The following is an 11,814-nucleotide window of genomic DNA, read 5'->3' as shown; positions in this document are numbered from 1 at the left end:
TCAGCCCTTCTGCTTCCTGCTGCGTCGGGCGGACGGGACGGTCCTGCCCACGATCACCGTACGACGGCCGCGCGCGGCCGGTGCCGGTGTCCTGCGGTCGGCGGGCGCCGGGTCGGCGGCGGGCTTGCGGCTCATCGCGCGCCGCACCCCGTAGCCGAAGGCCGCGACCTTCACCAGGGGGCCGCCGAAGGTCGACGCCACGGTCGTGGAGAGCGCCGAGGCGTTGGAGGTGACCTCCTGGACGTCGGTCGCGATGGCGTCGACCCGGTCGAGCTGGGTCTGTGCCGCGCGAACGGTCGCCGAGGCGTCCGCGAGCAGCGGTACGGCCTGTTCGGTCACGTCCGCGACGAGTTTGGTGGTCGCCCTGAGCGTCTGGGCCAGCCTCACCAGCACCACGGCGAGGAGGGTGACCAGCACCGCCCAGAAGACGGCCACCAGGATTCCGGCAACCTCTCCACCGGTCACGGTGCACCGCTCTCTGCGTCGGGACCATCCCCGCGGTCGCGGGGAACACTGTCGTCGTCGGCCCGCCGGATCCGGGAGATCCGGGCACGGCCCGGGAAAGTCGCCCGTCGAGCGTATCGCGCCGGGAGCGGCTCCCCGTACCGCATTACCGCCGTCGGGTGGGCGCGCCCGGACCCCGGAAGGGGAGGCACCGGACCCACCCGGGCCCGCGAACGCGAGAGCCCGCCGCTCCCCCGGCCTGACGGGCGGGAAACGGCGGGCCACGGCGCGTACTACGCCTGGATCAACGGGTGATCAGCGGGCGTAGTACTCGACGACGAGCTGCTCGTCGCAGATGACCGGGATTTCCTTGCGCAGCGGGTCGCGGTCCAGACGGAACGCCAGCGCCTTCAGGTTGACCTGGAGGTAGCGCGGGGTCTCGCCGTCCGTGTCGTAGCCACCCTCACGGGCGACCTGGAAGGGGACCTTCTCGCGGCTGCGCTCGCGGACCATCACGACGTCGTCGGGACGGACGCGGAACGACGGCTTGTCGACCTTGCCGCCGTTGACCTCGATGTGGCCGTGGACGACCATCTGACGGGCCTGGTAGATGGTGCGGGCGATGCCCGAACGCAGGACCAGGGCGTCGAGACGGCGCTCCAGCTCGACGACCAGGGCCTCGCCGGTCTTGCCGCCGGCCTTGCGGGCGCGGTCGTAGGCGCGGGCCATCTGGCGCTCGCTGATGTCGTACTGGGCGCGCAGACGCTGCTTCTCCAGCAGACGGACCTTGTAGTCACTGTTCTGCTTGCGGCCGCGGCCGTGCTCGCCCGGCGGGTAGGGACGGGCCTCGAAGTACTTCACGGCCTTCGGCGTCAGCGCGATACCGAGCGCGCGAGACTTCTTGACCTTGGGACGCGACTGGTTAGGCACGTTCTCCAGACCTCCGTTGTAGGTTAGGTTAGGCTCACCTTACTTAAGGAGATCGCATGTCTCGTCGCCCTGGGAACACCACGCGCATCACAGACAGCCTCGACGCGCAGGGCATCGATACGACGGAGGTCCGATCAGCTCATGGCCAGCCGCGTCCCAGCGGGCTTGAAATCGCCCGGATGCCGTCAGCAGCCGAGCGCACACGAACTCTCGTACAGAGTACATGCTCGGCAATGCTGCTCGTCCCGGGCCTGGACGCCCTGCGACCCGACCAGTTGATGCCCGACACGCGGGCCGTGGACGCCGACGGTGACGTACTGCTGACCTTCGCCGCGGACTCCCCCGTCGTACGGGCGGCGACGTTCGCGCAGGCCGACGAGCTGCCGGTGGTGCTGGAGGTCACGGACGTGGCACCGGTCTCGGTGCCCCACCGTATCCGGGGCCGGGCCTGGGTCTCCGGCTGGCTGACACGTGTACCCGGCGGGGCCGACCCCGGTCGGCGGACACTGCGGCTGGAGGTCGGCGAGGCGTACGTGGACGACCTGTGGGGCGCGGAGCCGGTGGAGGCGGACGCGTTCGCCGCCGCCGTACCGGACCCGCTCTCGGAGCACGAGACCGAACTGGTCCAGCATCTGCACGCCGCGCACAGCGCCGAGGTGGGGACGCTGCGCTCGCTCCTCGGCGGGCGGACCGGCGGGACGGCGGCCGTGCCGGTCGGCATCGACCGCTTCGGGCTGCGGGTCCGCTTCACGGGCGTCAACTGCTTCGACGCCCGCTTCGACTTCCCCGAACCGGTGCGGGACGTGACCGGACTGCGCCGCGCCATGCACGCCCTCTTCGCCGCGGCGGCCGGCGGCTGAGCCGCGTACCGCGCTCAGTTCGAGGAGGGCGGGGCGGTGTCGCCGCGCAGCCGCTCGCGGACCTTCTCGGCCACGTCCGCGTAGCGCGCCTCCGCGCCGTACCTGGTCGGTTCGTAATACCGCCGGCCCCGCACCTCCTCGGGGGCGTACGGCTGGGCGGCGATCCCGCCCGGCACGTCGTGCGGATACACGTACCCCTGCGCGTGGCCGAGCTTGGCCGCACCCTTGTAGTGGCCGTCGCGCAGATGCGGCGGTACGGGACCGGCCAGCCCCTTCTTCACGTCCTCCAGCGCGGCGGAGATCGCGAGCATCGCCGCGTTGGACTTGGGGGCCAGCGCGAGCGCGATGGTGACCTGGCTGAGGGTGAGCGCCGCCTCCGGGAAACCGATCATCGCCACGGCCTGGGCCGCCGCGACGGCGGTGGGCAGAGCCGTGGGGTCGGCGAGGCCGATGTCCTCGCTGGCCGAGATCATCAGCCGGCGGGCGATGAACCGGGGGTCCTCGCCCGCCTCGATCATCCGCGCCAGATAGTGCAGGGCCGCGTCGACGTCGGAGCCGCGGATCGACTTGATGAGGGCGCTCGCCACGTCGTAGTGCTGGTCGCCCTCGCGGTCGTACTTCACCGCCGCGCGGTCGACCGTCTCCTCCACCGTGCCGAGGCTGATCTCCTTCTCGCCCTTGGAGAGCGCGGCTCCGGCCGCCGCCTCCAGCGCGGTCAGGGCCCGGCGGGCGTCTCCCCCGGCGATCCGCAGCAGGTGCGCCTCGGAGTCGGCGGGCAGGGTCACCGCCCCGCCGAGCCCGCGCTCCTCGGTGAGCGCGCGCCGCAGCAGGGCGCGCAGGTCGTCGTCGGTGAGCGGCTCCAGCGTGAGGAGCAGGGAGCGGGAGAGGAGCGGGGAGATGACCGAGAAGTACGGATTCTCGGTGGTGGCCGCGATGAGGGTGATCCAGCGGTTCTCGACGGCGGGCAGCAGGGAGTCCTGCTGGGCCTTGCTGAAGCGGTGGATCTCGTCCAGGAAGAGGACGGTCTCCTTGCCGTAGCCGCCCGAGGCACGGCGGGCCCCGTCGATGACGGCGCGGACCTCTTTCACGCCCGCGGTGATCGCGGAGAGCTCCACGAAGCGCGCGTCGGTCGCCTTGGAGACCACATAGGCCAGTGTCGTCTTGCCCGTGCCGGGCGGCCCCCAGAGCAGCACCGACGACGGCCCCGCCGGTCCGTTGCCCCGGCCGGCCTGCTCGACCAGCCGCCGCATCGGGGAGCCGGGCTTGAGCAGATGGCTCTGGCCGACCACCTCGTCCAGGACGCGGGGGCGCATCCGGACCGCCAGCGGGCTGCTGGACGGGTCCTTCTCCTGGCGGTCTTCGGCGGCTGCGGTAAAGAGGTCGGGCTCCACGTCACGAAGCCTATGCCAGGCCACCGACAGTCCGGGGCGGTCGACGGCCCCGGTGGCCGGTTCCCGGTCAGCCGGTCCGGTGGGCCGCCGCTCTCACCGGCTGCGGTCAGCTGGTCCAGAAGTCCCACCAGCGGGTCAGGATCAGCATCCCGACGATCCCCGTCCACAGCACCGGGACCACCCACGCGAACTCCCCCAGCGCCACCCGCACCCCCGCGGGAGCCGGCACCACCCCCCGCGTCACATTGAACGCCGTCACATACGAGAACATCACGATCGTCGCCACCCACGCCAGACAGCACCACAGACACAACGACCCGATCACATACAACGACTGATACTGCAACCACGAACAGAACCCCACACCGAACAGCATCCCCGCATTCAGCCCCCGCCAGAACCACACCCCGTACCGCGCCCCCGCCAGCAACCCCAGCCCCACACACCCCACCACCGCGAACGTCACCAGCCCCAGCATCGGATTCGGAAACCCGAACACCGACGCCTGCGCACTCTTCATGATGTTCCCGCACGACACCACCGGATTCAGACTGCACCCCGGCGTGAACCCCGGATCCTCCAACAGCCTGAACTTGTCCAGCGTGATCACCCACGACGCCAGCACACCCGCCGCACCCGACACCACCAACAACCACGCCAACCCCCACCCCGCACCAAGGAGGACGGGGGTGCCGGGCCGCTGGCGGCCGAAGGAGACGTCGTCGGTCGACACCCCGTCGGTGGAAGCGTCGTCGTGCGTCGTACGTGTCATGTCGCCGTCTCCCTCACTGCCGGCCCGCACCTCAGGCGAGCCTCGCGGTCAGATCGGCCACCAGTCCGTCGAGCGGTACGGCCTTCTGCTCGCCGCTCTCCATGTCCTTGACCTGGGCCACGCCCTCGGCGAGGTCGCGCTCGCCGGCGACGATCGTGAACCGGGCACCCGAGCGGTTGGCGTTCTTCATCGCGCCCTTGAGCCCCTTGCCGCCGTAACTGAAATCGGCCGCGACCCCGGCCCGGCGCAACTCGGTGACCACACCGAACAGCAGCCCCCGGGCCTCCTCACCGAGCGGCACGGCGAACACACTGGTGGCGGGCGGCAGCGCGAGCGTGATGCCCTCGGCCTCCAGCGCCAGCACCGTACGGTCCACCCCGAGCGCCCAGCCGACCGACGGCAGCGCGGGGCCGCCGATCATCTCCGACAGCCCGTCGTAGCGCCCGCCGCCGCCCACCGCGGACTGCGCGCCGAGGCCGTCGTGGACGAACTCGAAGGTCGTACGGGTGTAGTAGTCCAGGCCCCGGACGAGCCGCTCGTCGTCCTCGTACGCGACACCCGCCGCGGCCAGCAGGCCACGCACCCGCTCGTGGTACTCGCGGCACGCCTCGCACAGGTAGTCGCGGAGCCGCGGCGCGTCGGTGAGCTGCCGCCGTACGTCGGGGCGCTTGTCGTCCAGGACCCGCAGCGGGTTGATCTCGATACGGCGCCGGGTCTCGTCGTCCAGGTCGAGGTCGCGCAGGAAGGTCTGGAGCGCCTCGCGGTAGACGGGGCGGCACTCCTTGTCGCCCAGCGAGTTGAGCAGGATGCGGAAGCCGCGCAGGCCGAGGGAGCGGTACGCCTGGTCGGCGAGGATGATCAGCTCGGCGTCGAGCGCCGGGTCCTCGGCGCCGATGGCCTCGGCGCCGACCTGGGAGAAGTGGCGGTAGCGGCCCTTCTGGGGGCGCTCGTAGCGGTAGTACGAGCCGGAGTACCAGAGCTTGACGGGGAGGTTCCCGGCCTTGTGCAGATTCGCCTCCAGCGCGGCGCGCAGCACGGACGCGGTGCCCTCGGGGCGCAGCGCCAGCTCGGAGCCGCCCTTGGTGGTGAGGGTGTACATCTCCTTGGTGACGATGTCGGTGGACTCGCCGACACCACGGGCGAAGAGTTCGACGTCCTCGAAGCCGGGTGTCTCGACGTAGCCGTAACCGGAGTTCCTGAGCGGCGCGGAGATCGCCTCGCGGACCGCGAGGAACACGGCGGAGTCCGGGGGAAGCAGGTCGTAGGTGCCCTTGGGGGCCTGGAAGGTGCTCATGGGGTTCGCTGCGTCACATTCCTCGTCGCGGAGCGGCGGTCGGGCCGCTTCCGTAGCCGGTGGCCACCTCGCGCAGATACGGGTTGGTGGCTCGTTCCCGGCCGATGGTCGTCTGGGGGCCGTGGCCGGACAGCACCACGGTCGAGTCGTCGAGCGGCAGGCACACCCGGCCCAGCGATTCGAGCAGCTCGGCGGGGTCGCCGCCCGGCAGGTCGGAGCGTCCGACGGAGCCGGCGAACAACAGGTCGCCCGAGAACAGGACGGGCGGAACGTCGCCCGTCCCGGGCGTGCCGAAGGTCACCGACCCCTTCGTATGGCCGGGCGCGTGCGCGACCCCGAAGCGCAGTCCGGCGAGCTCCAGCTCGGCGCCGTCGCCCAGTTCCTTGACGTCGTCCGGCTCCCCCACGGTCAGCTCGCCCATGAGGGGCATGCCGATGGAGCGGCCGAGGGCCTTCTCGGGGTCGCTCATCATGTACCGGTCCGCCGGGTGGATCCACGCGGGCACGTCGTGCGCGCCGCACACGGGGACCACGGAGGCGACATGGTCGATGTGGCCGTGGGTGAGGATGACGGCGACCGGCTTGAGGCGATGCTTCCTGACCGTCTCGGCGACGCCCTCGGTGGCCTGGTGACCGGGGTCGATGATCACGCACTCCTCACCGGCGGCGGGGGCGACCAGATAACAATTGGTCCCCCAGGCCCCGGCGGGGAACCCGGCAATAAGCACGATCGTCCTCATATGTCGTCCGGCGGGAGATTGCAGCAGATCAGAGCCTACCGGCGCTCCTCATTACACAGGTAACCCATATACCGTACGGGGCTAGGCCCGGTCCGGCGGATCTTCGCGGACAGACAGACCCGCCGGGCGGGACCTCGGCCCTGTCCGGCGGATCAATCGCGGGCCAGGACCACGGCCGCGTTCAGCACAGACCTCAGCACCGCCCTCAGGGCCCACGAAGACACAAGGAGACGACCCGGTGGTCAACAGCGAGCAGCGCCGGCGCCAGCTTGCCAGGGAGAAGTTCGAGCGGCAGCAGCGGCGCCGGGCGGAGATCCGTACCAAGGCCAGGCGCCGTAACGTGATCATCGCCTCCGCGCTGGCCGTCGTGCTGGCCGCGGGGGGCGGCGCGTACGCCATCGCCGGCCTGACGGACGGCGGCGGTGACGGCAAGGACGTCGCGCAGGACAGCCCCTCGGCGCCGCCGTCGCCGAGCGCCAGCAAGAAGCCGGCGGGGCCGAAGATGACGATCGACGCCAAGGCGAAGTACACGATGTCCCTGAAGACCAGCCAGGGTGACATCGGCGTCGCGATGGACGCCGCGAAGACTCCCGAGACGGTGAACTCCTTCAAGTCCCTCGCGGACAAGAAGTACTTCGACGGGACGAAGTGCCACCGCCTCACCACGGAGAACATCTTCGTGCTCCAGTGCGGCGACCCGAAGGGCGACGGCACGGGCGGTCCCGGTTACACGATCGCGGACGAGAACCTGACCGCGCTGGGCAAGCCCGGCGCCGACGGTTCGGTGACCTTCGCCGCCGGGACGGTGGCGATGGCGAATACCGGCCAGCCGAACAGCGGTGGCAGCCAGTTCTTCCTGGTGTGGAAGGACACCAAGCTGCCTCCCTCGTACACCCCGTTCGGAAAGTTGGACGCCGAGGGCCTGAAGACCGTCAAGGCCGTGGCGGCGGCGGGTGTCGCCGGCGGCGCCAAGGGTGACGGTGCGCCGAAGAAGACCGTGACGATCGAGAAGGGCACCGTCGACAAGGTGTGACCAGGGGCGACCGGCGGTGCGGCCCTCCGGGGCCGCCCGCTGTCGTACCCGGCGAATTTCGGCCGTGCGGAGTGCGGACAGCCGGGCCGCCGGTCGCCTAGATTGGCGTCGTGCGACGCGCGGACCGGCTCCGTGGAACGGCTCCGCGGACACCGGTCCGGTCCCGTGTCGCGGAAGACGGGCGTGACCCGTCCAGGAAACTGTGGACGATGCCCGGGGGGTACCCCTCGCAGGCATCAGGTGGAGGAGGCGCTGTGAGCAGCGACCCGTGGGGCCGAGTCGACGAGACAGGCACCGTGTACGTGCGCACGGCCGAGGGCGAGCAGGTCGTCGGATCGTGGCAGGCAGGCTCTCCCGAGGAGGCACTGGCCTACTTCGAGCGCAAGTACGAGGGCCTGGTGGTCGAGATCGGCCTTCTCGAACGGCGGGTGAAAACCACCGATCTGTCGGCCAAGGACGCGCAGGCCGCCATCGACCATCTGCGGGCGCAGGTGGACGAGCATCACGCGGTCGGGGATCTCGCCGCCCTGCGTACGCGTCTCGACGCGCTGGTCGGGACGGTCGAGGCGCGCCGTGAGGAGCGCAAGGCGCAGAAGGCCCAGCAGACGGACGCGGCGCGCGAGTCGAAGCAGGCGCTTGTCGTGGAGGCCGAGGAGCTGGCGCGCAGCGACCAGTGGCGGTCCGCCGGTGAGCGGCTGCGGGCGCTCGTGGACACCTGGAAGGGCCTGCCGAGGCTCGACCGGAAGTCCGACGACGAGCTGTGGCACCGTTTCTCGCACGCGCGCTCGGCGTTCTCCAAGCGCCGGAAGGCGCATTTCGCCTCGCTGGACGCGCAGCGCGAGGAGGCCCGCAAGGCCAAGGAGAAGCTGGTCGCCGAGGCCGAGTCGCTGTCGGGTTCGACGGACTGGGGCGGGACGGCGGCGCGTTACCGCGAGCTGATGACCGACTGGAAGGCCGCGGGCCGTGCGCAGCGCGAGGCCGAGGACGACCTGTGGAACCGCTTCCGGGGCGCCCAGGACGTCTTCTTCGCCGCGCGGAGCGAGGTCTTCTCGGAGCGGGACGCGGAGCAGACCGAGAATCTGAAGATCAAGGAGGAGCTGGCGGCGGAGGCCGAGCGGCTGCTCCCGGTGACGGATCTCAAGGCCGCCCGCGCCGCGTTCCGGGCGGTGAACGAGCGCTGGGAGGCCGTGGGGCATGTGCCGCGCGACGCCAGGCCCCGCGTCGAGGGCCGGATGCAGGTGGTCGAGCGGGCGCTCCAGGAGTCCGAGGAGAACGAGTGGCGCCGGACGAACCCGGAGGCGCGTGCGCGTGCCGCGGGTCTGACGGGGCAGCTCCAGGCGGCCGTGGACAAGCTGCGTACGCAGATCGACACGGCGCGTGCCTCGGGCAACAACGCCAGGGCGGACAAGCTGGCGAAGGAGCTGGAGGGCCGGCAGGCGCTGCTGGACCAGGCGCTGAAGGGTCTTCAGGAGTTCGGCGGCTGAGACCCGGCACTAACCGAAGGAGCGGCCCGGCGGTGATCCCACCGCCGGGCCGCTCCTTTCGTCGACGGGCTGTCTTGGTCAGGGCCTGCGGGCGGAGGTGACGCGGTAGACGTCGTACACGCCTTCCACGCCCCGTACCGCCTTCAGTACGTGCCCGAGGTGCTTGGGGTCGCCCATCTCGAAGGTGAAGCGTGAGGTGGCGACCCGGTCGCGGGAGGTCTGGACGGCGGCCGACAGGATGTTGACGTGCTGGTCGGACAGGACGCGGGTGACGTCGGACAGCAGCCGGGAGCGGTCCAGTGCCTCGACCTGGATGGCGACGAGGAAGACGGACGACTGGGTCGGTGCCCATTCGACTTCGAGGATGCGTTCCGGCTGCTGCGACAGCGAGTCGACGTTGACGCAGTCCGCGCGGTGCACCGAGACGCCGCTGCCCCGGGTGACGAATCCGATGATCGGGTCGCCCGGGACGGGCGTACAGCAGCGGGCGAGCTTCACCCATACGTCCTCGACGCCCTTGACGACCACACCGGGGTCGCTGCTGGAGCGGCGTTTGGTGCGTCCCCGGGAGGGCGGCGCGCTCTCGGCGATGTCCTCGTTGGCGGCCTCCTCGCCGCCGAGCGCCTGGACGAGTTTCTGTACGACGCCCTGCGCGGCGACATGGCCCTCGCCGATCGCCGCGTACAGCGACGAGATGTCGGGGTAGCGCATCTCGTGGGCGAGGGTCACGAGGGAGTCGCCGGTGAGGATGCGCTGGATCGGCAGGTTCTGTTTGCGCATCGCCTTGGCGATGGCGTCCTTGCCGTGCTCGATGGCCTCGTCGCGGCGTTCCTTGGAGAACCAGGCGCGGATCTTGTTCCGGGCCCTCGGCGACTTGACGAAGCCCAGCCAGTCCCGTGAGGGGCCCGCGCCGGACGCCTTGGAGGTGAAGACCTCCACCAGGTCGCCGTTGTCGAGGGTCGATTCGAGCGGGACGAGCCGCCCGTTGACCCGTGCTCCTATGGTGCGGTGGCCGACCTCGGTGTGGACGGCGTACGCGAAGTCGACGGGAGTGGCCCCGGCCGGCAGCGCTATGACGTCGCCCTTGGGGGTGAAGACGAAGACCTCGTTGCGCGACAGGTCGAAGCGCAGGGACTCCAGGAACTCGCTGGGGTCCTCGGTCTCCTTCTGCCAGTCCAGCAGCTGGCGCAGCCACGCCATGTCGTTGACGGTGTCCTGCCCGGCGCCCTTGCCGGTGTTCCTGGGCACGTCGGTACGGACCTTGGAGGCCCCGGCGACGGCCTCCTGCTTGTACTTCCAGTGCGCGGCGATGCCGTACTCGGCCCGGCGGTGCATGTCGAACGTACGGATCTGGAGCTCGACCGGCTTGCCGCTGGGCCCGATGACCGTCGTGTGCAGCGACTGGTACATGTTGAACTTGGGCATCGCGATGTAGTCCTTGAACCGTCCCGGCACCGGGTTCCACCGGGCGTGGACGGTGCCGAGCGCCGCGTAGCAGTCGCGGACGGTGTCGACCAGGACGCGGATGCCCACCAGGTCGTAGATCTCGGCGAAGTCCCGGCCCCGCACGATCATCTTCTGGTAGACGCTGTAGTAGTGCTTGGGCCTGCCGGTGACGGTGGCCTTGATCCGGGCGGCGCGCAGATCGGACTGGACCTCGTCGGTCACTATGGCCAGGTACTCGTCGCGCTTGGGCGCCCGTTCGGCGACGAGCCGGACGATCTCGTCGTACATCTTGGGGTAGAGGATCGCGAAGGCGAGGTCCTCCAGCTCCCACTTGATGGTGTTCATGCCCAGGCGGTGGGCGAGCGGCGCGTAGATCTCCAGCGTCTCGCGGGCCTTCTTCTCCTGCTTCTCCCGCTTGAGATAGCGCATGGTGCGCATGTTGTGCAGCCGGTCGGCGAGCTTGATGACCAGCACCCGGGGGTCCTTGGCCATGGCGACGACCATCTTGCGGACGGTCTCGGCCTGGGCGGCCTCGCCGAACTTGACCTTGTCGAGTTTGGTGACGCCGTCGACGAGGAGGGCGACCTGGTCGCCGAAGTCCTTGCGGAGGGTGTCCAGGCCGTACTCGGTGTCCTCGACGGTGTCGTGCAGCAGGCCCGCCATCAGCGTCGCCGGGTCCATGCCGAGCTCGGCGAGGATGGTCGTCACGGCGAGGGGGTGGGTGATGTACGGGTCGCCGCTCTTGCGCTTCTGGCCCCGGTGCCAGCGTTCGGCGACCTGGTAGGCGCGCTCGATCTGGCGGAGCGTCGCGGTCTCGATCTTGGCGTCGTTGCTGCGTACGCTCCGCAGCAGCGGTTCGAGGACGGGGTTGTACGGCGACGAGCGCTGGACGCCGAGCCGGGCCAGCCGGGCGCGGACGCGGTTGGAGGAGCCGCCGGAGCGCGAGGGCGCGGCCGGGGCGGGCTTGGGCGCGGTGACGGGGACCGGCAGGGGGCTCTTGGCGGGGCCGGCGCCGGGCGCGGACGCGGGGGTCTCGGCGGGCGGCGCCGCGGCGGTCGCCGGGGCGGGCCGGGAGCCGTTGGCGGCGGAACCGGCCGCCGTGGAGCCGTCGGGCTCGGCGGAGGTGTGCGGGGCCGTCGGGGCGTGCGGGGCTCCGGAGGTCCGCGAGGCCGTGGACGTCTGCGCGGCCGTCCTCGCCCCGTCCGCCGGTGTCTGCGGCGCGGCAGGTGCCACCGCGGCCCGGTCCGGGTGGGGATCGGGCTCGGCTGCGGCGAGTGGCTGGGCCTCGTCTGGCAAGAGCGCTCCTCGTGCTGTCCGGGTCCCCGGGATCAGGTCCGGAACGGCCATGGTAACGACCTCGTGGCCCCGCTGCTCACGGGACCGGTGGCGGAGCCCGCCGATACGTCTCCCGCCGGGTCCAC

At 71.0% G+C, this 11,814-nt stretch carries 10 protein-coding genes; 3 read left to right on the top strand and 7 right to left on the bottom strand.

Going from position 1 to position 11,814, the window contains the following annotated elements; all coding sequences use genetic code 11:
* Complete coding sequence (locus OG875_RS26720; protein WP_330176777.1) at nucleotides 1-465, bottom strand: DUF948 domain-containing protein; 465 nt, start codon at nucleotides 463-465, stop codon at nucleotides 1-3.
* Nucleotides 466-759: 294 nt separating this feature from the next.
* A complete protein-coding gene (rpsD, locus tag OG875_RS26715; protein ID WP_147877610.1) occupies nucleotides 760-1,374 on the bottom strand; it encodes a 30S ribosomal protein S4 in 615 nt (204 codons plus the stop codon).
* 179 nt (nucleotides 1,375-1,553) lie between these two features.
* Between rpsD and OG875_RS26710 the strand changes: the two genes are divergently transcribed.
* Nucleotides 1,554-2,234, top strand: a complete 681-nt coding sequence (locus OG875_RS26710) for a DUF2470 domain-containing protein (protein ID WP_330176776.1) — start codon at nucleotides 1,554-1,556, stop codon at nucleotides 2,232-2,234.
* Between the two features lie 14 nt (nucleotides 2,235-2,248).
* Here OG875_RS26710 and OG875_RS26705 read toward each other — a convergent pair whose 3' ends face one another.
* The 4 genes from OG875_RS26705 to OG875_RS26690 form a co-directional block, all read right to left on the bottom strand.
* Nucleotides 2,249-3,625, bottom strand: coding sequence for a replication-associated recombination protein A (locus OG875_RS26705; RefSeq protein WP_330176775.1), 1,377 nt, complete (start codon nucleotides 3,623-3,625; stop codon nucleotides 2,249-2,251).
* A 106-nt stretch (nucleotides 3,626-3,731) separates the two neighbouring features.
* Nucleotides 3,732-4,397, bottom strand: a complete 666-nt coding sequence (locus OG875_RS26700; RefSeq protein WP_330176774.1) for a vitamin K epoxide reductase family protein — start codon at nucleotides 4,395-4,397, stop codon at nucleotides 3,732-3,734.
* Between the two features lie 31 nt (nucleotides 4,398-4,428).
* Nucleotides 4,429-5,691, bottom strand: a complete 1,263-nt coding sequence (gene hisS, locus OG875_RS26695) for a histidine--tRNA ligase (RefSeq protein WP_330176773.1) — start codon at nucleotides 5,689-5,691, stop codon at nucleotides 4,429-4,431.
* Nucleotides 5,692-5,704: 13 nt separating this feature from the next.
* Nucleotides 5,705-6,418: an MBL fold metallo-hydrolase gene (locus OG875_RS26690; protein ID WP_330176772.1), complete on the bottom strand. Its 714-nt coding sequence runs from the start codon at nucleotides 6,416-6,418 to the stop codon at nucleotides 5,705-5,707.
* A gap of 250 nt (nucleotides 6,419-6,668) precedes the next feature.
* Here OG875_RS26690 and OG875_RS26685 point away from each other — a divergent pair, with 250 nt between their 5' ends.
* Together OG875_RS26685 and OG875_RS26680 are read left to right on the top strand one after the other, a co-directional pair.
* Nucleotides 6,669-7,463 (top strand): peptidylprolyl isomerase, encoded by a 795-nt coding sequence (locus tag OG875_RS26685; RefSeq protein ID WP_330176771.1) that lies wholly within the window; start codon nucleotides 6,669-6,671, stop codon nucleotides 7,461-7,463.
* Between the two features lie 254 nt (nucleotides 7,464-7,717).
* On the top strand, nucleotides 7,718-8,947 hold the full coding sequence (locus OG875_RS26680; RefSeq protein WP_330176770.1) for a DUF349 domain-containing protein: 1,230 nt from the start codon (nucleotides 7,718-7,720) through the stop codon (nucleotides 8,945-8,947).
* A 78-nt stretch (nucleotides 8,948-9,025) separates the two neighbouring features.
* Here OG875_RS26680 and OG875_RS26675 read toward each other — a convergent pair whose 3' ends face one another.
* A complete protein-coding gene (locus tag OG875_RS26675) occupies nucleotides 9,026-11,689 on the bottom strand; it encodes a RelA/SpoT family protein (protein ID WP_330176769.1) in 2,664 nt (887 codons plus the stop codon).
* Nucleotides 11,690-11,814: the final 125 nt, after the last annotated feature.

Source organism: Streptomyces sp. NBC_01498 (assembly GCF_036327775.1).
Lineage (GTDB): Bacteria > Actinomycetota > Actinomycetes > Streptomycetales > Streptomycetaceae > Streptomyces.
Note: the sequence above shows the minus strand (reverse complement) of the source record. Positions and strands in the feature narration are given on the sequence as shown.